At 47.4% G+C, this 21,555-nt stretch carries 23 protein-coding genes and 1 riboswitch; of the genes, 6 read left to right on the top strand and 17 right to left on the bottom strand.

Annotated features, from left to right (window positions below):
- Positions 1 to 38: 38 nt before the first annotated feature.
- The 3 genes from hmpA to G548_RS0110040 all read right to left on the bottom strand — a co-directional run bounded on the left by hmpA (position 39) and on the right by G548_RS0110040 (position 2,640).
- Entirely contained in the window at positions 39 to 1,253 is a 1,215-nt protein-coding gene (gene hmpA, locus G548_RS0110030; RefSeq protein WP_022794026.1) for an NO-inducible flavohemoprotein, read from the bottom strand.
- Positions 1,254 to 1,546: 293 nt separating this feature from the next.
- Complete coding sequence (locus tag G548_RS0110035) at positions 1,547 to 1,921, bottom strand: DUF488 domain-containing protein (RefSeq protein WP_022794027.1); 375 nt, start codon at positions 1,919 to 1,921, stop codon at positions 1,547 to 1,549.
- Positions 1,922 to 1,932: 11 nt separating this feature from the next.
- Positions 1,933 to 2,640, bottom strand: a complete 708-nt coding sequence (locus tag G548_RS0110040) for an aspartate/glutamate racemase family protein (protein WP_022794028.1) — start codon at positions 2,638 to 2,640, stop codon at positions 1,933 to 1,935.
- 165 nt (positions 2,641 to 2,805) lie between these two features.
- Here G548_RS0110040 and G548_RS17860 point away from each other — a divergent pair, with 165 nt between their 5' ends.
- The gene (locus G548_RS17860) at positions 2,806 to 3,258 is read left to right on the top strand and encodes a flavodoxin domain-containing protein (protein WP_022794029.1); all 453 of its coding nucleotides are present in this window, start codon (positions 2,806 to 2,808) and stop codon (positions 3,256 to 3,258) included.
- Positions 3,259 to 3,325: 67 nt separating this feature from the next.
- Here the strand turns inward: G548_RS17860 and G548_RS0110050 are convergent, their stop codons facing one another.
- The 6 genes from G548_RS0110050 to G548_RS0110075 all read right to left on the bottom strand — a co-directional run bounded on the left by G548_RS0110050 (position 3,326) and on the right by G548_RS0110075 (position 9,327).
- Entirely contained in the window at positions 3,326 to 4,084 is a 759-nt protein-coding gene (locus G548_RS0110050; RefSeq protein WP_022794030.1) for an energy-coupling factor transporter transmembrane component T family protein, read from the bottom strand.
- Positions 4,077 to 5,735 (bottom strand): ABC transporter ATP-binding protein, encoded by a 1,659-nt coding sequence (locus tag G548_RS0110055; protein ID WP_022794031.1) that lies wholly within the window; start codon positions 5,733 to 5,735, stop codon positions 4,077 to 4,079. The genes G548_RS0110050 and G548_RS0110055 overlap by 8 nt, the downstream gene beginning before the upstream one ends.
- A complete protein-coding gene (locus G548_RS0110060; protein WP_022794032.1) occupies positions 5,732 to 6,325 on the bottom strand; it encodes an ECF transporter S component in 594 nt (197 codons plus the stop codon). Before G548_RS0110060 ends, G548_RS0110055 begins: the two co-directional genes overlap by 4 nt.
- Complete coding sequence (gene tenA / locus G548_RS0110065; protein WP_022794033.1) at positions 6,325 to 7,020, bottom strand: thiaminase II; 696 nt, start codon at positions 7,018 to 7,020, stop codon at positions 6,325 to 6,327. Before tenA ends, G548_RS0110060 begins: the two co-directional genes overlap by 1 nt.
- A gap of 137 nt (positions 7,021 to 7,157) precedes the next feature.
- Positions 7,158 to 7,261: riboswitch (TPP riboswitch) on the bottom strand.
- Between the two features lie 136 nt (positions 7,262 to 7,397).
- On the bottom strand, positions 7,398 to 7,958 hold the full coding sequence (locus G548_RS0110070) for an NADPH-dependent FMN reductase (protein ID WP_022794034.1): 561 nt from the start codon (positions 7,956 to 7,958) through the stop codon (positions 7,398 to 7,400).
- Positions 7,959 to 8,022: 64 nt separating this feature from the next.
- Positions 8,023 to 9,327, bottom strand: coding sequence for a DUF2254 domain-containing protein (locus tag G548_RS0110075; RefSeq protein WP_022794035.1), 1,305 nt, complete (start codon positions 9,325 to 9,327; stop codon positions 8,023 to 8,025).
- A gap of 116 nt (positions 9,328 to 9,443) precedes the next feature.
- On the opposite strand from G548_RS0110075, the gene map reads away from it, so the two are divergent.
- Complete coding sequence (map, locus tag G548_RS0110080) at positions 9,444 to 10,199, top strand: type I methionyl aminopeptidase (RefSeq protein WP_022794036.1); 756 nt, start codon at positions 9,444 to 9,446, stop codon at positions 10,197 to 10,199.
- 43 nt (positions 10,200 to 10,242) lie between these two features.
- Here the strand turns inward: map and G548_RS19205 are convergent, their stop codons facing one another.
- Together G548_RS19205 and G548_RS0110090 are read right to left on the bottom strand one after the other, a co-directional pair.
- Positions 10,243 to 10,404: a YuzK family famiily protein gene (locus tag G548_RS19205; RefSeq protein WP_022794037.1), complete on the bottom strand. Its 162-nt coding sequence runs from the start codon at positions 10,402 to 10,404 to the stop codon at positions 10,243 to 10,245.
- Positions 10,405 to 10,549: 145 nt separating this feature from the next.
- Positions 10,550 to 10,885 (bottom strand): metal-sulfur cluster assembly factor, encoded by a 336-nt coding sequence (locus G548_RS0110090; protein WP_022794038.1) that lies wholly within the window; start codon positions 10,883 to 10,885, stop codon positions 10,550 to 10,552.
- A gap of 219 nt (positions 10,886 to 11,104) precedes the next feature.
- On the opposite strand from G548_RS0110090, the gene G548_RS17865 reads away from it, so the two are divergent.
- Entirely contained in the window at positions 11,105 to 11,491 is a 387-nt protein-coding gene (locus G548_RS17865) for a rhodanese-like domain-containing protein (protein ID WP_022794039.1), read from the top strand.
- Positions 11,492 to 11,634: 143 nt separating this feature from the next.
- Here G548_RS17865 and G548_RS0110100 read toward each other — a convergent pair whose 3' ends face one another.
- Positions 11,635 to 11,937, bottom strand: a complete 303-nt coding sequence (locus G548_RS0110100) for a hypothetical protein (RefSeq protein WP_022794040.1) — start codon at positions 11,935 to 11,937, stop codon at positions 11,635 to 11,637.
- A gap of 250 nt (positions 11,938 to 12,187) precedes the next feature.
- Between G548_RS0110100 and G548_RS0110105 the strand changes: the two genes are divergently transcribed.
- Positions 12,188 to 13,552 (top strand): alanine/glycine:cation symporter family protein, encoded by a 1,365-nt coding sequence (locus G548_RS0110105; protein ID WP_027847330.1) that lies wholly within the window; start codon positions 12,188 to 12,190, stop codon positions 13,550 to 13,552.
- Between the two features lie 48 nt (positions 13,553 to 13,600).
- Here the strand turns inward: G548_RS0110105 and G548_RS0110110 are convergent, their stop codons facing one another.
- Positions 13,601 to 14,569 carry a 2-hydroxyacid dehydrogenase gene (locus G548_RS0110110; protein ID WP_022794042.1) on the bottom strand — a complete coding sequence of 323 codons (969 nt, stop codon included), beginning with the start codon at positions 14,567 to 14,569 and terminating at the stop codon, positions 13,601 to 13,603.
- 2 nt (positions 14,570 to 14,571) lie between these two features.
- On the bottom strand, positions 14,572 to 15,417 hold the full coding sequence (locus tag G548_RS0110115) for a 50S ribosomal protein L11 methyltransferase (protein WP_022794043.1): 846 nt from the start codon (positions 15,415 to 15,417) through the stop codon (positions 14,572 to 14,574).
- A gap of 210 nt (positions 15,418 to 15,627) precedes the next feature.
- Here G548_RS0110115 and fumC point away from each other — a divergent pair, with 210 nt between their 5' ends.
- The gene (gene fumC, locus G548_RS0110120) at positions 15,628 to 17,016 is read left to right on the top strand and encodes a class II fumarate hydratase (RefSeq protein WP_022794044.1); all 1,389 of its coding nucleotides are present in this window, start codon (positions 15,628 to 15,630) and stop codon (positions 17,014 to 17,016) included.
- A gap of 53 nt (positions 17,017 to 17,069) precedes the next feature.
- On the opposite strand, the gene G548_RS0110125 is transcribed toward fumC, so the two are convergent.
- Positions 17,070 to 18,302, bottom strand: a complete 1,233-nt coding sequence (locus G548_RS0110125; protein ID WP_022794045.1) for a YeeE/YedE family protein — start codon at positions 18,300 to 18,302, stop codon at positions 17,070 to 17,072.
- A gap of 129 nt (positions 18,303 to 18,431) precedes the next feature.
- On the bottom strand, positions 18,432 to 19,544 hold the full coding sequence (locus G548_RS0110135) for an NADH:flavin oxidoreductase (protein WP_022794046.1): 1,113 nt from the start codon (positions 19,542 to 19,544) through the stop codon (positions 18,432 to 18,434).
- 206 nt (positions 19,545 to 19,750) lie between these two features.
- On the opposite strand from G548_RS0110135, the gene G548_RS0110140 reads away from it, so the two are divergent.
- The gene (locus G548_RS0110140) at positions 19,751 to 21,130 is read left to right on the top strand and encodes a Glu/Leu/Phe/Val family dehydrogenase (RefSeq protein ID WP_022794047.1); all 1,380 of its coding nucleotides are present in this window, start codon (positions 19,751 to 19,753) and stop codon (positions 21,128 to 21,130) included.
- A gap of 45 nt (positions 21,131 to 21,175) precedes the next feature.
- Here the strand turns inward: G548_RS0110140 and G548_RS0110145 are convergent.
- On the bottom strand, positions 21,176 to 21,555 hold a 380-nt coding region (locus G548_RS0110145; RefSeq protein ID WP_022794048.1), incomplete at its 5' end, for a transposase.

Raw genomic sequence — 21,555 nt, forward strand, 5'->3', positions numbered from 1 at the left:
ATGCCGCAGCTGAATCAGTTTTATCTCTGAGGTATTAATTATTCAATCGTGCTTTCCGGACCGAAAACTTCATAATGACGGCGCTCAGCCGGCACTCCTCTGTCCTTTAAAATTTCATTAACTACCTTCATAAAAGGTATTGGGCCGCAGAAATAAAAATCTGCCTGTTCTTCAGGAAGGACAGTTTCCAGCCAATCTGCGTCTATAAATCCTTCTTTATCAAACATTCTATGCGTGCGGTCGTTCTCCGTTGGTGCGGAGTAACAGGTGTAGGCTTCAATATTTGAATACGTATCTGCGAGCTGCTCCACACGTGCTTTCATGGCATGCACCTTGCTGCTGTCAGCAGCGTGAATAAACGTCACGTTTCGTTTCGTATCTTCCTGTACAAGTGTATTCAGCATGCTCATTACCGGAGTCACCCCAACGCCGCCGCTGATTAACACAATTGGCATTTTTTCTGTTTCCATCACGAATTCTCCTGCCGGTGCTGCGAACAGCAGTACATCTCCCTCATTTACGTCCCGGTGCAGATAATTCGACACAATACCGGCTGGATTTCCGTTCTCAGGGTCCTCCCGCTTTACGCTGATCCGGTAATAATTTTCATTCGGAGCATCCGACAGGCTGTAGTGGCGCATATGTGTATAGGGCTCACCCTCAATGTCTGCCTGCAGCGTCAAATACTGTCCCGGCTGCTGCGGTATAATTGCCTCCCCGTCCTGTGGCTTTAAGTAAAAAGACGTGATGACGTCACTTTCCGGAACTTTTTCCGCTACGTAAAACGGACGGTAGCCTGTCCACCCGCCGCGGGCAGCTTCTACTTCTTCATACTTCACTGCTTCTTTTTGAATAAAAATATCAGCAAGCGCATGATACGCTTCTCCCCAGGCGTCCAGGATCTCCGGGGTGGCTGCGTCTCCGAGTACTTCCTCCACCGCTTCCAATAGGGTTTCCCCTACTAATCCGTAGTGTTCCGGCCTGACATCCAGAGCCCGGTGTTTTTCTGCTACGCGTTCAATCATTGGCCGAAGCTCTTCCAGCCGGTCAATATTCGCTCCGGCCTGGTAAACAGAGTAGGCAAGGGCTTCCGGCTGGACACCTGTTTCCTGGTTCGTCTGGTTAAACATATTCCGTAGTTCAGGGGCTTTTACAAATAGCATTTCATAAAAACGGTTGCCGATAGCTGCGGCGTTAGCCTGAATAGCTGGGGCTGTTGCTTTTACTGTTTCAATCGTTTGTGGTGCAAGCATCGAATTCCTCCAGTGAAAACGTTTTTAACTTCTATAAAAAGTGTATTATAAATACATATTTTAATCTATACTTTTAGAAATACTTCATTAAACGTTCACAATCAGCTTTTATATACAAAATAACTCCGTACCCACCTGGACACGGAGTATTGAACATTTATTCAGCGCATTCAAAGCAGTATAGCCGGCCATTCTCATGAACCCCTTCTAAAAACCCGTCCCTGCAGTAAATTTCTTTGCCGCAATCACTGCATTGGCCCAGATACTCCTCCATCGTTTTCACCTCTTCTTCTTTAAGAGTCCTTCGGCTGACGATCAAGTATTTCTTTTAAGACACGGGCATGATTATATGTTTCTTCCTTTGCAGCAAATACGAGCGTCACCTGTTTGTTCTGTTCACGTACGGTCTGCTTTAACTGATCGAGAGCTTCAGCCTGTTCGGTATTTTGCTCGAGCTCCTGCTTATACTTCTCTTTAAATTCGTCAAACTTCTCCGGGTCGTGGGAAAACCATTGCCGCAGCTGCTTGGAAGGAGCAACGTCCCTGGCCCATTCATCCACTTTGGCTTTATCCTTTGCTATTCCCCGCGGCCATACGCCGTCGACTAATACCCGGCGCCCTTCTTTTTCCTCTGTTTCTTCATAAATTCTTTTCAGTTGAATCACCATTACCGCCCTCCCTATGCTTTACTTTCTTCAAACATAAAGTCTACAATCCTGTCTACGTGAACCTGCATCGTATCTAAAAAAGGAATCGAAAAATCTTTTTCAGAAAGAATCATCGGCAGTTCCGTGCAGCCAAGGATCACGGTATCGAGTTTATGTTGTTCAATCATCTCCCTGGTGATCCGTTCAAATTCCTTTTTCGTTTCAGGGTTTACGATGCCATTTTCAAGCTCGCTGACGATTTTTTCGTGTAAATACTGCTGCGTGCTTTCATCTGGCACATAGATGTTTTTCCCTTTTTCTATGAACGGTTTCTTGAAAAAATTCTGCTCCATCGTAAATTTTGTACCAAGCAGCCCAATATTTTCGGCGCCTTGATTTTCTGCTGCTTCCACTGCGGCATCCACAATGCTTAGCATCGGCACCTCGACCTGCTTTTGCACCTCTTCAAATACAAGGTGCGGCGTGTTTGCTGCAATAATGATGCCGTCGACATCCAGCAGTTCAAGCTTCCGGGCTGCATTGCCCAAATACTCAATCAGATCATCCATTCGTTCTTCCGAAATATACTTAAAAATGTTGTACATATTAATACTGTTGATGTACAATTCCGGAAGCACCTGAAGACTGTTCTCCTTTTTCTGATATTTTTTAATAATGGATTGATAATATTCTACCGTTGATTCCGGCCCAAGGCCGCCGATAATACCTATTTGTTTCACTTTTTCTCCCCCTTCACAAAAATACTAATATATATTTTCGATATATATTTTAACATATTTTGCGTACGTTTACCGGGGTGATTGCACAAGCCGGCAGCAGCATATATAATAAGTATACTAAATATGTATTTTAAGCACGAACCTATATAAGAAAGGAATGGACATATGCGAATACTTTTGTTCTATTCCACAATGACTGGAAACACTGAAGATATGGCGATCGACACAGAAGAAGAACTTATCAGCCGCGGGCACGAAGTAGAGCTGATGGACATGATCGCCGATGGGCTTCCAAACGAAGATCCCCTTCCGCATGATCTGCTCATTATGGGCACATATACGTGGGGCGAAGGCGATATTCCTGAAGAAACAGAAGACTTTCTGGAAGACCTTTTCGCCTATGATATTTCCGGCCTTTCGATTTCCATCTTTGGCTCCGGGGATCATGCGTATGAAAACTTCGCCGGAGCTGTGGATGAAATGATCGGGCAATTCCGTGAACGCGGACATAAAGGTGATATTCCCACCATGAAAGTCGATGTGGATGAAATGGATAACATTGCTGAAGATATTAAAAGCTATGTGGACCGCATCGAAGAAAAGTTTTTAGTAAAATAACCGGCAACCCGACTAACCCCGGAGGCCCACGGCCCCTGGGGTTATTTTAATCAATTCCGCTGCCCTGCTACGACAGGGGCAACAGAAAAACGACAGTAATAAACAGTATAAAGCCGGCAGTAAACCAGACGTCCGTTTTTTTATAATTCATTTGCACATACCTCGTTCTTTTTCTCGAGCCGTCAAACCCTTTGGATTCCATCGCCAGGGCTGTTCTTTCTGCTTTTCGTACAGCCCCTGCCATCAATGGCACCCCTGCCTCTTTCCACTCCCGCATTCTGGGCTTTGAACCCATTCCTCTAATCTGCCGGGCTCTGCGGATTACCACCAGTTCTTTTCGAAGCTGGGGAAGAAAACGGTAGGCTGCCATCATTCCATATCCAATACTCGGAGGCATATGCCATTTTTGTATCAAACTCATCACTAAACTCACTGGAGAGGTGGTGAGGACAAAAAGAAGCGACCAGGAAGCAAACACCATCGCTCTTAAGCCTAGCGACACCCCTGTTTGGATATTTTCAAGAGCCACCGGCATATGGAACACATAAAAAAGAACCGTAGCACCCCTTTCTTCAGGAAAAACCACCTGAAGCCATACAAAGCTGAAACCAAAGAGTGCAAACGGGAGCAGAAGTATGAGCAGCAGCTTTAACGGCACTTTTCCCAAAAAGGAAATGGCAGCAACAGTTAGCAGCAGCACAGCAAGTGGATGCCATATATCATAAATGAAAATCATAAAGAAAAATACAGTGAACAGGCTGAGCAGCTTCAGCGTTGGATGAACCTGCTGTAAAAAAGCCTCCCGGGTCTGGAGCTCTTCAAGCATGGCCGTCTCCTTCCTTTAAACGCATAAGCTGGACCGCAGGCAGCCGGACACCGATTTTTTCCAAATCCATGCTGCCATTGAAAAATGCTTCTACGCTCCCATCATAGGCGATGGTCCGCTCTGCAAGTGCAAGGATCCGTGCAGCTTTTGTATAAACCAGATCCATATCATGCGTCAGCCAGAGAACCGCTTTTCCACGACGCCGGCACTGCTCAAGCACTTCAAACAAAGCATCAGCATTTCGCTTATCAAGCCCAAACGTCGGCTCGTCCAAAATTAAAATGGACTGGTTGTTTGTTACCATTACTGCCACTGAGAGACGCCTTTTTTCCCCCTGGCTGAGCCGAAATGGATGGTTTTTCCGAATATGGCCGAGCTGAAACTGAATCAGCAGTTCATTTGTATGCTGAACAATATCTTCCTCGCACCATCCTGCTATCTCCATTCCGTAGCGTATTTCTTCTTCCACGGTTGGCATTAGAAACTGGTGCTCGGGCTGTTGAAAAACAATCCCGAAGGTTTTGGCAATTTCGTACGGCTTCAGGCCGGCTATATCTTGGCCGTTAACATACACAGTACCTTTTTTAAGAGGCTCCCATCCGGTAAGCACTCGTGCGAGTGTGCTTTTCCCAGCTCCATTTGCCCCTACTAGGGCAGTCATTTCTCCAGGGTAAAGGGAAAAAGACACGTTTTCGAAAACCGTATGCTTTCCATAGGCAGAAGCTGCCCGTTTCACCTCCAGGACAGGCGGCTTCTGAGAAGGCTCACCCCCCTGTTTCGGCTGCGGCAGAGATGCAAGAACCTCGGTAATAGGATGAGCCGCTGCAAATGTCTCCCATTCCCGCAAAGTGACGGGAAGAGCAGCTGTGGTTATCTCCGTCTTTCTGAGTAACTTTTTTCCCGCTTCTGCAGGTGCAGGCAGCCACACTCCTTCTGCTTCGAGTAAAGCTGCGTGGGAGTAAAATATACGGCCGGGGCTTCCATCCGCTGTCACCTGACCGTTGCGGTTCAATATGATCCCCCTGCTCACCCACTCCATCACTTCATTTAACTGATGCTCAATCACAACCAGTGTTTTATCAGGATCTGCTGCAATGCGGCCGAGAAGTGCCGCCACTGTTTCCCGGCTTACCGGATCGAGCTGGGAGAGTGGTTCATCCAGAATCCAAACCTCCGGATTTACAGCAGCTAAACAGGACACAGCTATTTTTTGTTTCATTCCCCCAGAGAGCGTGTCGATACGGGCATCGATCCAGGGAAGCATACCTGTAAATTGCAAGGCTTCGATCATCCGGACCTCAATATCGTCTGCGGGCACCCGCAGGTTCTCAAGCGTAAATGCAAGCTCTTCCCGGACTGTCGGCATGCAGAACTGGGTCTCCGGGTCCTGGAACAACAAAGCTGCCTGACTGGCAGCCTCCGTAATACTTTTTGCCGCTGGATTTTCCCCAAATACGTTCAGCCTGCCTGATACCTCCGCCTCCACAGAGCGCGGAAGGATTCCCTGAAAAGCGAGAGCAAGCGTGCTTTTACCCGAACCGCTCGGACCAAGCAAAAGCACATTTTCTCCAGTACGTATTTCTGCTGAAAAACTTTCTACTGAGGGCTCAGCAAAAGGATAAGCAATGGTCACATTGTCTGCATGAATCATACAGCATTCCTCTGCTGCCCTTCACGGTACTGACGGCCGAGAGCAAAGCGATCGAGCACTCCTGTTTTTACCAGCGCATCGGCAAAGCTTTTTCCTGCCCATCCGGCTAGAAGAGCGCCGCTTATGATCATTGTTACCAGCATAAATACAACAATGGAACCCGCGTACTGGCTGAATCCATAAAGCATGTACTGGGTTAAAAACGCAGCAAACGTTCCGGCCATACCGGCAAGCATTAATACCGGCAGACGGAACACCCGGTAGAAAAACACGGCGAAAATGATTTCTGCAGCGAGCCCCTGTGTAAAACCGAGCAAAAGCACTGCTCCCGCACTGACAGACCCGGCCATAACCTCGGTGCCCGCTGCAATAAGCTCTGCAAGCAGCGCCGCTCCCGGCTTTTGAACGATATACGCGCAAATTACCGGCGCAAGGATCCAGAAGCCGGCCATCAGCCCGCCTCCCACTGGGCCAAAAATGCCGGTAACCATTTGCCCGAGCAGTACCCAAAGAAGATAAAGAACGCCGAGAACAGCTGAAATAAAGGAGATGACAACGATATCACGGAGATTTAAGCGTTTGTTTGCCATTAGACCTTTTCCCCGTCTGTCAACGTTCTGGCAAAGGGCCAGTCTTTTGCGTAATAAGCGTCCTCAAAAAACATATACTCGAGCTGGCACCCTTCCATAAACAACGTCCGCCAACGCTTTTTTTCTTCTTCTGTAGCTGTTTCTGCGAGTTCATCGAGGCGGTCAATATATTTATACATCTCCCGCTCCTCCCGGTCTCCGTAAAAACGGATCCAGTCGTTAAACGGATGATGCTCGTCGGGCTCCACCTCTTTCATCAGCCTTTCTCCCACATACAGATATACCCACGGGCAGGCGAGCGTTACCGCAATTACATCGCCAAGCGTCCCCTTTTCGGCATGGTGCAGCATGTGAAGCACATAATGCTGGGACATCGGGGCAAGCGCATAGCCCTGCAATTCTTCGTAATCTACCCCCGCCTGTTCACATAGATTATGGTGTGGGTGCGTTTCGCTGTTTAATACAAAATCAATAGTATCTTTAAACATGATCATGTCTTCTCTTGACTTACTCTTTGTTATCCCTATTGCTTTTGCCTTTATCATGGCATTTAAGTATTCAAAATCCTGCTTTACGTAATGGATAAGAGATGCTTTTGGCAGTTCCCCTTTTCGGATGCCCTGCACAAATGGATTTTCCCAGCAGGCTTCAAAAATATGCTCCGTGTCCTGCCATAAAAGCTCTGAAAATTTCATTGTAACTTCCTCCTTTAAATTAGGAGGGAACCACTACGGGCAGGAAAGACCAACGGGGCAAAAAAAGCCACTCCATTGGTGGAGTGGCTTTGAATAAACGTCCTCTATAATAAAGCTTTTGCTTTTGAAATAGACGTCTTCTGCCGTCTCCACTTTCCTACGCTGGCCTTAACCAGATCAGGTTCAAAGGGATTAAGGATCATCCTTATCTCAGCCGTTACCGGCACCCCTAGTGGATTCCCTATTAAGTTGTCTACACTGTATCACATTATTTCAGGAAGTCAAAGGCTGATTTTTTGCAGCCCTCTCCTCCCCCGTGGCGTAGAACCATAGGCAAAAACCCTGCTGGGATAGTCCCAGCAGGGTTTTTGCGCATATTACACGCGGTTTGCTAAAGCACGGGTTTCCTGATAAAAACGTTCAAATTCGGCTACGACATTATCGAGAAAATCGATCGTTCCCTGATGAGTCAGATTTCCATCTTCATCCATTTTTTCATGCACAGCACCAATCAGCACTTCGTTTCCAGGCAATACTTTTGCACTCATGCCGGGAGCGCTCAGAATCTGGCGCAGGTGCATCTGCGCTTTCACTGTGCCCAAACCGCCAAGAGAAGCGCCTACAAGCATAGTTGGTTTGCCGGCAAAGTCGTAATCGACCCGGGAATTCCAATCCAGCGCATTTTTAAGCACACCTGAAATCGAACCATTATATTCCGGAGTGGCAATAATTACCGCATCCGCTTCACGTACAGAACGCTTGTACTCCTGCACATAGTCCGGAGCATTGCTTTCCTCGTCCTGATCATAGTGCGGAAGATTGCGGATATCTAAAATATCAATATCCATGATGTCGCTGTAACGGTCCTGCATGTACTCCGCTAATTTTCCGTTAAAAGATTCCTGGCGGATACTTCCTACAATAGCTGCTACTTTCATTTGTTCTTTCATCCTTTCGTGTTGAACTTCATTTATATATCATACACACACGTTACCGGCTGTTTCAAGTTATCTGCTTACTTTTTGTAAGTGCCTGATGCAGAGCTGTATCCTTTTCTTGTACACGCGTGTGCCAGTATTCTCTGTCCCAGTCGGCAAGCTGTTCATCTTCGACAGCCCGCTCCATATAAAAGGAAAATGATTCCACTTCTTTTAACACAGACGAATCTCCCGTTTTCACGAGCATCGTCAGTGCTTCCATGCAGGCTGCCATCACCGAGATATCTTCCCGGCCGTACAGTCTGATCTGGTAAAAGCTTTTGTATAAATACTCTCTAAAGGGCTTTACAGGCATAAACAACCTCAGTTCATCCTGCTTGTCGACAAAGTACTGATCATTTCTGTGTTCATGACTGAGTTCGGAGAGCAGTGCCCCAATACGGTTTATACAATTGGCTGCTGTATGTGGATCATTAATCGCCGGAGAAATGGCCCGCAGCGCTATCTCTACAATTTTCTGCATGGAGAATTCAATATCCTGAACATTGCTTCTCTCTTCTCCTACTAATACAAAACCTCTTAATATTTTTGGGGATAAACTTTGCTTTGACCAGTAGCGAAATAATGGCTCGCCCTGATGAACATAAGCTCCTACCTGAAACAAGCATTCGACGACGGCTTCCTCCTGCCTGGCCCAGGCAATCAGTTCAGGCATCTTCACCATATTGGTGTATCCCGACCGTTCAGCATGAACGATTGTTTCTTCATCGTTCCGGAAATTGCCGTTCCATTCGCTGAAGCTGTTTACTCCAGAATATGTATATGCATCCTGGATCACCCTCGAGGCATCGGACCGTATGTGGCTGATCAGATGATTGACCTGCAGCCACTGGGTGGAGTGATAAATAAAGATTATAAAAAAGGCCAGACAGCCAAGCGCCACAAAAACTGTCAGCATAGGCATCAAAATTTGGTTATTACCTTCGCTTGAAAAAAGCAGCATGTTTACCAGGGTGAACAATACCCCAAATGTAAACACCCCGAGCGTATGCTGTGTCGTCGGGCTTTTCATAAAATCCTGCAGGGCTCTTGGCGTGAACTGTGTAGCGTACGTTGTCAAAACAACCATAATCGAAGAAAAACTGATAGTGGTCAGCGTCAATAATGCAGTAACCAACGCGCTGTACAGGGAAGTAGCGGTGTTATTTTCTACGAGCAGCATAGAAGGCACATTGTTGTACACAGGCCGCAGCAGCTGCTGGTCCATAATAGAAGTACCTATTACTATAATTAAACTAAGAATGCCGTAGCAGCCTGGAACGAACCAAAACTTGTCCCTGACCTTTACATACCATTTCTGCTGCTTCATGATTTTCCTCCATTCTATCGTGCAATTCCGCAATTATAAAGGAAATCACCAAACAATGCATTTCTTGTATGAATGTTTTACAATGGTATTTGATACTGAATAAAAGGAGACAGACGATGGTAACGTTGAAGACAGAACGAGAAATTGAGCTTATGCACGAAGCTGGGAAGATTCTTGCCGCCTGCCATAAAGAAATCGCCAAAATGGTCAAACCAGGCGTCACCACAAAACAAATTGACGATTTTGTCGAAAAATTTCTGGCAGAGCGCGGTGCCACTCCTGAACAAAAAGGCTTTCAAGGATACAAATACGCAACCTGTGCCTCCGTAAATGATGAAATCTGTCACGGCTTTCCAAGAGCCCGTCCTCTTGAAAATGGTGATCTCGTTACAATTGATATGGTAGTGAATTTAAACGGGGCTCTGGCGGATTCTGCCTGGACCTATGCCGTTGGTGATGTAAGCAGTGAACTCGAACGGCTGATGGAGGTTACAGAATCTTCTTTATATAAAGGTATTGAACAGGCCAAAGCCGGCAACCGGATCGGGGATATCGGACACGCGATTCAAACATATGTCGAAAACGAAGGATTTTCGGTCGTCCGGGACTTTACCGGACACGGCATCGGGCCCACCCTCCACGAAGACCCGCAAATTCCTCATTTCGGAGCCCCGGGCAAAGGCGGACGCTTAAAACCAGGTCACGTTATTACAATCGAGCCAATGGTTAACACTGGAGGCTGGCAAAGCAAAATGACCTCCAACGGGTGGACCGCCACCACCCGGGACGGAGGCCATTCCGCCCAGTACGAGCACACCATTGCGATCACAAAGGAAGGCCCGGTTATTTTAACGGGACAGGACAGCATATAAACGTCAAAAAGCGCGGCCTTTAGGGGGCCGCGCTTTTCATTACTTATAAATTTTCAATCTTATTGTCTTCATAGTCCTTCTGACGTGCTGCTTCGACCTGCATGATGTTTTCAATCGTGCGAACCGATTCCTCCACGCTCATGCTGTGAGACTGCTGCATCCCTTTGTCGATCATTTCGTTTGTGTTCAGTTGACTGTTTGTCAAAACAATAATGCCTCCTTTGAGTATGTTTACATAATAAACCATTCGCCAATACATTTCAACCGAAAATTTTATTTTTTCTGATAAATGAAAATAGTTTTGGAACAAAAAGAAGCCGGCTGGATTGCTCCAACCGGCTTTCCTTTAATCAATCCGGAATACCTAAGGCGATTTTTGCGTAACGGGACATTTTGTCTTTACTCCAAGGTGGATTCCAAACGATATCCACGTCCACTTCGCTGATTTCTCCGTATTCCTTCAAATCATTCATGGCGAAATTAATATCATTAACGATTGTGCCTGCAAGCGGGCAGCCCATTGCAGTCAGGGTCATTTCGATATTCGCCTGTCTGTCGTCATCAACTGTTACTGTATACACAAGGCCCAGGTTTACGATATCAATACCGAGCTCCGGATCAATTACATTTTCCAGCTCCGCCCAAACTCGTTCTTCCAATTCTCTTTTTTCTTCTGTTTCTGGCATGGAAGCTTCACCTCCTACTTTCTGTATTAACCTTATCAAAAATTGCGTTCCCCTGAAACCAATATGCTTGAATTTCATAGGAAGAATTAATAGCATGAAGTTGTTATAGACAATCTATAAAGGGGTAAGTGTAAAAACAGCGTAAGCAAAGTTCTTGAATCTGTTCGTAAAAAAATATAGAATATGAATCGCTATAAGAAAGGAATGAGGAGTGCGTTGATGCTTTTTTGGCTTAGTATTACCATAGTTGTTATTGTTCTTGTTATGATACCGGCATTTAAACGCTGGATGCCCGTTTTACGCGTTCCTTGTTCCTCCCTTCCTCAAAGTCAGGAGACCACGGCCCACATTCTGGACGTCCGTGAATACCAGGAATCAGACCGCAATCCGATACACGGAGCGTTTGCTCTTCCGTATCCGTATTTAAAAAGACATTTACAGACCGTTCCGAAAAAAGAAGTGTTTCTCGTAGCTCCTGATAAGGTTTCACGAAATCTCAGCACCCGGCTGCTGCTTAAAAACGGCTTTACCGTCACCGGCTACGCCGTGGTGCGAAGAGGCGAGCAGGGCTATCCACCGGTGAAACTCCCATGCAGCGGTTCGTAATATGTACATAAAGCAGGCAGCCATTAAACCGGCTGCCTGCTTTATATTGAAGTCTTTTAAATCTTTTTATCTCTTTGAATCAAAAATAACGGTTCAGGTTTTTCATCCTGAACCGTTATATATTCTTCATTATAGCTCCTGTTTTATGAAAAACCGTTTAATGGACCGGTTCCCACGAGAGTCACTACATCTTCGTTGGCCACCCCGGCGTTGTCAAGTGCTTCCACCGACACGAGGCCATACATGCTTCCTTTATCAGTTTCAAATGTTAGATGTTTCTTTTCATTATTTTTTAAAGCATCTGTGAAGAAACGCTGATTATCAACACCGTACAGCTTCACTTCCCAATCCTCACCGTTATCATCACGAACCTCTAATTCACCGTCCGTATAACGGAGCTGTTCCTTATCCTCTGTAAAAACTTCATCTACTTTTACTTTTTTCATTGTCTAGTCCTCCTTCATCCGATTACGTCTACCTATACGAATGCCCGAATCTTCCCCCCCTAAAACATCATATTCTAAATCTTTTAAAGAAATTATTATTCTTGTCCCTCGAAAATTTTCATAATTTTTACAAAACATGTACCCAATTCATTATTTTTATAGTAAACTTTTCTAACAAACTGTTCACGTCTTTATAACATCTTATGTACAGTTACATTATGGAAAGGAGTTGTTACATATGTCAGGTTTTATGAACAGCGTCGAAGAATTACTAACCACCATCAGCGGTATTGTGTGGGGCCCGCCATTTTTAATTCTTATTTTGGGAACAGGTATCTTTTTAACAATTCGTTTAGGGTTTTTGCAATTTTCTACTCTTCCTTACGCATTAAAGCTTGCTTTTTCAAAGCAGGACAAAAAATCAGAGGGGGACATTTCCCACTTTCAATCGCTGATGACCGCTCTGGCTGCTACTGTCGGAACCGGTAACATCGCAGGCGTTGCTACAGCAGTAGTAATTGGCGGCCCTGGCGCTGTCTTCTGGATGTGGATCAGTGCACTTTTTGGAATGGCTACAAAATACGGAGAAGCTATTCTGGCTGTTAAGTACCGGGTTCAGGATGAACGTGGCCGCATGGCCGGCGGACCGATGTACTACATAGAAAAAGGGCTCGGATGGAAATGGCTGGCCGTCCTGTTTGCCGTATTTGCTGCGATTGCCGCATTCGGAATCGGCAACACGGTTCAATCCAACTCCGTTGCTGATGTGCTGGACTCCAACTGGAACGTGCCTACCTGGATCACCGGTATTGCGCTCAGTATTTTAACAGGGGTTGTTATTCTTGGAGGCATCAAATCCATCGGCCGGGTCGTTTCATTTATTGTACCGATTATGGCTGTCTTTTATGTGGTTGGTGGCCTGATTGTTATTTTTGGCAACCTGGATCTCGTTCCTGCTGCAGTTGGCTCAATCGTTTCCGATGCATTCACCGGTCAGGCCGCAGCCGGCGGAGCTGTCGGGGTTGTTATTCAGTACGGGGTGGCCCGTGGGGTTTTCTCCAACGAAGCAGGTCTTGGTTCCGCACCAATCGCAGCAGCCGCTGCCCGTACCGACTATCCGGGACGGCAGGCACTTGTCTCCATGACCCAGGTTTTTATTGATACGATCATTATTTGCTCAATTACCGGTATCTCTCTTGTTATGGGCCAGAGCTTTGTGAGCGGTGATTTGGACGGTGCTCCGCTGACTGCCGCTACGTTTGAACACTTTTTAGGACCGGCCGGGAGTATTATCGTTTCTGTAGGGCTCATCTTTTTCGCCTATTCTACTATTTTGGGCTGGTCCTACTACGGAGAACGCTGTATTTACTATCTTTTTAAAACGTATAAGGCTGTTTTTACCTACCGCATCGTTTTCGTTATCGCTGTATTTTTTGGCGCTGTGGTCCAGTTCGGAATTGTCTGGTCGCTTGCAGACACAATGAACGGCCTGATGGCAGCACCAAACCTGATCGCCCTCCTGGGGCTTTCCGGAGTCATTACCGCGGAAACGGTTCGCTTCCGTAAGCGAATGAAGGAAGAAAAGAACGGCACAGCTACCTGGAACAAGTCATAATACAACTAAAGCATCTCACGAGCCTGAAACGGGTCCGTGAGATGCTTTTTATTTTCCAGGCACTTCATGCGTCAGCGGCAGCCCGTGGAGGCCCTGCAAAATATGATCTGCAGTCATATCTGCCATGCGCCGGCGTGTTTTTTCGCTGGCACTGCCGATATGTGGAAGCGCCACGACGTTTGGCAGGCTGAGGAGGGTATGGTCTGCGCCGATCGGTTCGTTTTCAAAGACATCCAGGCCGGCGCTGAAAATCTCTCCATTTTGAAGCGCGTTCACCAGTGCCTCCTCATCCACTATCGTTCCTCTCGATGTATTAATAAACACCGCTGTTTTTTTCATTTTACGAAAAGCTTCCGCGTTTACCAGCTTTTCTGTTTCCGGTGTGGCCGGGGCCAGCACGCAGATAAAATCAGCCTGTCCCAGAAGTTCATCCAGCTCCGCGAATACAGCTCCCGTCCGCTCTTCCGCTTCCGGTTTCCGTGAACGATTATGGTAAAGTATGTTCATATCAAAACCGCCAGCTCTTTTAGCCACAGCTTCGCCGATACGTCCCATGCCAATAATTCCGAGTGTGGCACCGTAAATATCCTGCCCCGTAAAGGCAAACGGCGCCCAGGACCCCCATTCATTTTTCCGGATGGTGTCCATGGCCTCCGGCAGCCTCCGCGCCGCTGCCATTAATAAAGCAAAAGTGAGATCCGCTGTCGTTTCTGTCAGCACTCCGGGAGTATGGGCGACTTTAATTCCTTTTTCCCCTGCTGCTTTTAGATCAATATTATTATAACCGACTGCCATCGTCGCTATTACTTTTAACCGTGGCGCCTGTTCAATAACGTTTCTCGTTACCGGCTCCGACACGGTACAAAACAAACCATCCGCCTCCGCTGTTCTCCGGACTAATTCCTCTTCCGGCACCGCTTCGTTTTTATTCCATACATCTACCGTAGCTTCCTGTTCAAGCTTTTCTATCAGCCAGTGCGGCATTGGCCTTGTAATAAAAACATGTGGTTTTGTCATCTTCAGCCTCTCCTTTGAAATAATATAGTATGCCATTCATTTGTCTGTTTGGACCAGACATCCTCATAACTTTTATCCCGGAATGCTGTTTTCATCCGTTCCACTGTCCAGTCCACCAGTCCGGACACTACAACCTGCTGAGGAAGAATCTCTACGGAGTCAGCCCGTTCGAGCCAGCGCACCGTAACATCCGCCCCAATATTGATGACAGCTAAATCATACGAGCCGTATGGAAAGGCGGAGTCGACCACGTCCTGTTCATACACTTCAATCCGGCCCCGTACATCATTTAATGCCGCCTGCTGTTCTATTTCCCTCGTTACCGGTTCCACATCGTAGGCTGCCACCTGCATGCCTTTTTTTGCGAGCGCGATCGACAGCACTCCGCTTCCTGCGCCAATATCCGCTGCCATCTTCCCTTCTGCCCGGATAATGATACATTCGAGAACGTCTCTTGTTGTCACATGGATACCTGTACCAAATGCGCCCTGCGGATCAAGCCTCAGTTCCCGCTCTTCCTGCTTCTCCTGGAATGGAGGGTAAACAAGCGTCCATCCGTTCACCAGTTTGACGTTGTCATAGGAAGCCTCTGTCCACTCCGGCGGCTCCCATTCATGCAAATCGTCAGCATGGACTTCAAGCATCCGGCTTAATTCTTCTTTAGACGCGTTTTCCATATAGACATACAATCTGCTTTTTTCCCCGCTGCTGAATTCGTATGTATATCCGTCTTCGTCCTTTATTGTCTGTATTGCTTCATCAATATAGAATGTATAAATGTCATGTTCATAGAGCCGAAGGCTCCACGCTTCGTTATCCCCAGACGGGACTTCAAGTGAGTACCACATATCAGCTGCCTCCTTTTCGTAAAAATTATAGCAAAACTACTGTCCATGCAACATTCATTTTTCATGTTTAGTTTCCGTTTCTTTACCCGGATGATGAATTTAGTATTTCTCCTTTGAAAAGCCTTTCTTTTTTTTAAAATGTTCTTTAATCTAGAGAAAGAGTGCTTACTCTATTTACCTTATTGATACTAGTAGGAGGTCGACCTATCGATGGACTATCGCGTAGAAAAAGATACACTTGGAGACATGCACGTACCAAAAGACAAGCATTGGGGCGCCCAGACCCAGCGCAGTCTGGAAAACTTTAAAATCGGTCAGGAAACTATGCCGATCGATGTTGTATATGCGTTTGCTATTTTAAAACGCTCTGCGGCTCTTGCAAACAAACGCCTGGATAAGCTTGAAGCAGAAAAGGCCGACGCGATCGTTGAAGCCTGCGACGAAGTTCTTTCGGGAAAACTCGACGACCACTTTCCACTCGTTGTCTGGCAGACCGGAAGCGGTACCCAGTCGAATATGAATATGAACGAAGTAGTGGCCCGCCGTGCTTCCCAGCTGCTCGAAGAAAAAGGATCTTCCCAGAGCGTTCATCCAAACGATGATGTCAATCGTTCCCAAAGCTCAAATGACACCTTTCCAACAGCGATGCACGTAGCAGCTGTGCAAAAAGTGGAGGACCAGCTTCTGCCTGCCGTGGAAGCACTTCGTGCGACCCTTGAGAACAAAATGAATGCATTTGAACATGTAATTAAAATTGGCCGCACGCACCTTCAGGACGCCACTCCGCTTACGCTCGGCCAGGAGGTCAGCGGCTGGCACCGGATGCTCGAACGTTCAGCCGAGATGATTACAGAAAGCATTGATCATGTGAAGGATCTTGCCATCGGCGGCACAGCTGTCGGTACAGGGATTAACGCCCACCCAAGATTCGGGGAATATGTAGCTGAAGAAATCAGTGCCTATACCGGCAAAGCCTTCCGTTCTGCTCCGAACAAGTTTCATGCCCTCACGAGCCACGATGAAATTTCATACGCACACGGGGCGCTGAAGGCCCTGGCAGCAGACGCTATGAAAATTGCAAACGACGTCCGCTGGCTCGCAAGCGGGCCACGCTGTGGCATTGGTGAAATTTCCATCCCTGCAAATGAACCAGGAAGCTCCATTATGCCAGGCAAGGTCAATCCGACCCAGAGCGAGGCATTGACTATGGTGGCAGCACAAGTAATGGGCAATGACGCTACGATCGGTTTTGCGGCCAGTCAGGGCAACTTTGAACTCAACGTGTTTAAACCGGTTATTGTGTACAACTTCCTGCAGTCAAGCTACCTGCTCGCTGATGCACTCGTTTCCTTTAACGACAAATGTGCGGTCGGCATTGAAGAAAACCAGGAGCGCATTGACGCGCATCTGCGAAATTCCCTGATGCTCGTCACAGCGCTGAACCCGCACATCGGGTACGAAAACGCAGCAAAAATTGCCAAATCGGCCCACGCTAACGGGCAGACGCTGAAGGAAGCCGTGCTTGAAAGCGGCATGCTGAATGAAGAAGAATTTGAATTGATCGTCGATCCGGCGAAAATGGTTTCCCCGAGTGAATAAACGATGATAAAACAACAGCCTCCCAGGCCAATCGCAGCCTGGGAGGCACTTTTTTATTTCTTCACGCGTTTTCCGTCTTCATAACGGTACAATGGCAGCAGGCTGCTGATATAGTAGGCAGTGTAGACACCAAGTACGGCCATGACAAGCCATATCCACGCATGCAGACTGAACGAGGCGATGCCGCTGAAATACGCCCCAATATTGGCGCCAAATGAAATACTTGCCCCGTATCCCATCAGCCCTCCCCCAACCAGGGCGATTAAGGCGACCCGCGGAGGGATTCCTGAAAACCGGATTTGGCGGTTCATTGCCAGAGTTACTACCGTTCCCATAATGACACCGAAATTAATAATGCTCATGGAATCCATCAGCACCGATTGATGAAGGGCAACAAACTGCCCCTGTTCAAACCAGTATGTCCAGCCGCTAACATCCATTCCAAGAGCCATCGCCATCTTTGCGCCCCATAGAGTAAAGGAGGCTGTCAGCTTCCACGGCTCTCCCTGCACAAGAAAAATGAGCGCATTTAATACTGCCAGAATACCAGCACCCACCCACAGCGGCCAGGAGCCGAAAATGATCCGGCTCCAGCTTGCAGCTGAAGGCAGCGGCGGAAGAGCCGGAGGCCGTGTTCGCTTTTTATGCACGTACGATCCAAAAGCAACTAGTCCGAGAAAAACAATCTGAATCACCCATGCCCATATGTAGCCGATGCCCGTATCCACTGCCAGCGATACCGGCTCAAACGAAGGAAGGGAGGTGTTCCAAAATCCAAAGTGGCTGGCCCCTGTTACTGCCCCTGCCGTAAAGCCTATCAATGTGCAAATCAAAGCGGTTCTGCCGCCCTCTGCTTCATAAAATGAAGAAGGAGCAAGGCCGCTGCCTATTTCCATACCAAAACCGAAAATGAAAGCACCAGCTATCAATCCTGCGCTCACAGCGGAAAGTGCCGGAATAGGACCTGTACCAAACAAAGCCGGGCTGATAATAAAAATAGCAGCTGAAAAGGTCGATACGAGAATAAGCATCAGCATATGAGCCCGGAGCATTTCAGTATTGCCTTTTTCAATAATCTGCCGGTAAACGGCTGAGAAGCCAAAACGGGCATGAAAAAGGGAAAAGCCAAGAAAAAAGCCAATCCAGAGCAGAAGTACATACTGCGGGCCCGATATCTGGTAAGAAATGAAAGAAAGCGCAAGAATGACTAAAAGGCATACTAGCGAAACGATATTTTGTGGATTGTTTAAAACTGAAATTCTTACTGTCGCGTTCATTTTTTTCATTTATTTCTCCTGACCGGACCTGTATTAGAACTCTCTTCTTCTTTTCCCTCACCGTCATCATTCACACATCCAATATAAAAAAACTCCCCGGCATCGGCCGGAGAGTCCATGGTTCACTGACCATCGTATTTAATACAAGCTGCTTAATGCGTCTTTGGTAAACGGTACCAGATCTTCCGTTCTGCCCTCCTGCATCTTTTTCGCCCAGGCCGGATCCGTTAACAGCGGACGGCCAACTGCGACCAGGTCAAATTCATCGTTTTCAAGACGGCTGACTAATTCCTGAATATCATCGTTTTCTGCTTTATCAAAGCTTGTAAAAACGCCGTTCAGCCCTACAGATCCTACTGTCACAGAAGGCTTGCCGGTTAAATATTTCGTCCAGCCGGCAAGATTCAGCGAAGAACCGTCAAATTCCGGCTCCCAGAAGCGGCGGGTGGAGCAGTGAAAGACATCTACGCCTGCTTCAGACAACGGCTCCAGGAACTGGGCCAGTTCGTCTGCCGTGGCTGCAAGCTTCGCGTCAAAATCAGACATTTTCCACTGCGAAAACCGGAAGAAGATAGGGAAATCTTCCCCTACAGCCCGGCGGCATGCTTTGATTACCTCCACGGCAAACCTGGTCCTTTCGACAAAGTTTCCGCCGTACTGATCTGTTCGCTTATTGGTCTGCTCCCAGAAAAACTGGTCAATTAAATATCCGTGGGCACCGTGGATTTCAATGCCGTCAAAGCCAATACGCTTCGCCGCTGCCGCAGCGTCTGCATAAGCCTGAACCAGTTCATCAATTTCTTCCTCGGTAAGCGGCGCAGATACCGCTTCCCCGCTTAAAGCTAAACCGGAAGGCCCAATCGGCATAGCCTCAGAGTTCGGCTCTGCTCCGACCGGCCGGGTCATGCCTACGTGCCAGAGCTGGGGAATAATTTTTCCTCCCGCTTCATGCACTGCCTCCACGACCTTTTCCCATCCTTCCAGCGCTTTTTCGCCGTAAAAGGCCGGTACTCCCGGGTCTTCCACGCTGGCAGGGTGATTGATACCGGTCCCCTCTGTCACAATCAGTCCCACATTATTTTCAGCCCGGCGCCGGTAATAGGCAACCACGTCTTCATTTGGTACACCGCCTGGTGAAAACCCTCTTGTCATCGGCGCCATTACCGTTCTGTTTTCAAGATGCAGATCTTTTATTTGAAAGGGTTCAAATAAAGGAGCTGCCGCTTGCTGGTTGGATGTTTCCTCTGTCATTGTTACGACTTCCTTTCACCTGTATAAAGTATAAATAGTTTACAAAAAACAGTATGCACTTATCGTTTTTTCAAACGCAACTTATCCGCTCAAGAAACCCATTTTTTTGATGGTAATTTCCCCGAATCCGTTTGCAGTGTCCGGAAAAGTGGTATTCTTTACTAGAACTACTTACATAGGTATAAATACCTTAAGGAGGACATAATATGTCAGATAAAGCGACAAAGATCATTCAGGAATCGCTCGATGCATTGATGCAGGATGAGAATTTCCTGCCCGACTATGAAGGACAGGAACGGGAAACAGCCTTTTCTTCTCTTATTTCTATCCTTTCGACCCCCAATCATGTACACAAATCTTTTCTTCGCGTTCCCCTTCAAAATGGCGAAGTAGTGCGCGTGCCGGCATACCGTGTGCAGCACAACGACACGATGGGACCTTATAAAGGCGGCGTGCGTTTTCATGAAAGCGTGAATGAAGATGAGGTCTCCTCCCTTGCTTCTCTGATGACCATTAAAAATGCCCTGCACGACGTCCCGTTTGGCGGCGGAAAAGGCGGCATCAGCATTAATCCAAAAAACTTCAGTAAAAAAGAATTAAACCTCGTGTGCAAAAAATACGTTCAGTACTTCAACGATGTGATCGGCCCGGACAAAGACATCCCCGCTCCCGACGCCGGCACAAGCGCCAGGGAAATGGACTGGATGATGGCAGAATATAAAAATATTAATCCCGGCGTCCCGTATCGGGGCAGCTTCACTGGCAAAAGTGTAAAAAACAGTGGTTCTCTTGGCAGAAGAGAAGCCACTGGAAAAGGAGTGTACTTCACTTTACGCTACCTGCTGCATGACTTTCTGAAAAACCGGCGCGATGAGTTCCAGACATCGGAAAACAAATTTTTCAAAACAGCGCTTGAATTCTATGGCCGGCCGCTTTCCATAGCTGTCCAGGGCTTCGGAAATGTCGGTTCAGTCACTGCCATACAGGCATACAACTGTGACTATCTCGATACGAAAGTGGTGTCCGTAAGCGACCAGAATGTCACCCTGTACAACGAAGACGGACTCGATGTGCCTGCTCTCCTCGACTTCTCCAACGATCATGATGGAGATCTCCCTACCACGGAGGAAGAAATTCATAACCTTGGCATTAGCGCAGATATACGGGACCGTGACGATATTCTTTCCCTCGAAGTCGACGCTTTATTTTTCGCCGCTCTCGGCGGGGTGATTCATAAAGATAATGTCCAGGACGTTAAAGCCTCTATTCTTATTGAAGGCGCCAACTCTCCTATTACTTCCGAAGCCGATGCCATTTTGGCTGAACAGGGTGTCGTCATTATCCCTGACATTCTTGCCAACGCCGGTGGTGTGATCGTCTCCTATTCCGAATGGCTGCAGGGACGGGAAACGCTGTATTACACTGAAGAGCAGGTTACAAAGATTTTATACGACAAAATGAAAGAGACGATGGACCGCGTGCTTCCCGAGTTTTTTGGTGATCCATTCGCTCTCCGCCAAAACTGCTACATTCATTCCATCACATCACTCTGTACGATGCTTCATATCCGCGGAAAATTGTATTAGTTCCACAAACGAAGGGGCTGTCCCAAAAATCGAATGATAGCTCTTTTAAGCGGAAGCTGGAGATGTTTCTCCGGCTTCTTTTTTCGTATGTTCCGCTTTTTTCCGTAAGTTATGGGCGACGGCCAACAATCCAAATTCCGTGGTCACCTTGGCGGTGCCCCGCAGGGCAAACCGGCGAAAGCGACGATTCGCTTTCAAGTGCCCAAAAACACTTTCGGCTTCGATCTTGCGCCGGGCATAGGTGGACGCTCCCTCGTCGCTCGTTAACGCCCGGCGGGCGATCGCCTTGCCCTCTTCATATACCGGGTTGATGCGAACCTGCCGGTTGCCCTCGGCGGTGGTGCATTGGGGTTTCAACGGACACTCGCTGCAGTCTTCGCTTTCATACCGTTTGAGATCCCGCTGGTACCCATAGCGGTCGGTCC

It is taken from the genome of Marinococcus halotolerans DSM 16375, from assembly GCF_000420725.1.
Classification (GTDB): Bacteria; Bacillota; Bacilli; order Bacillales; family Marinococcaceae; genus Marinococcus; species Marinococcus halotolerans.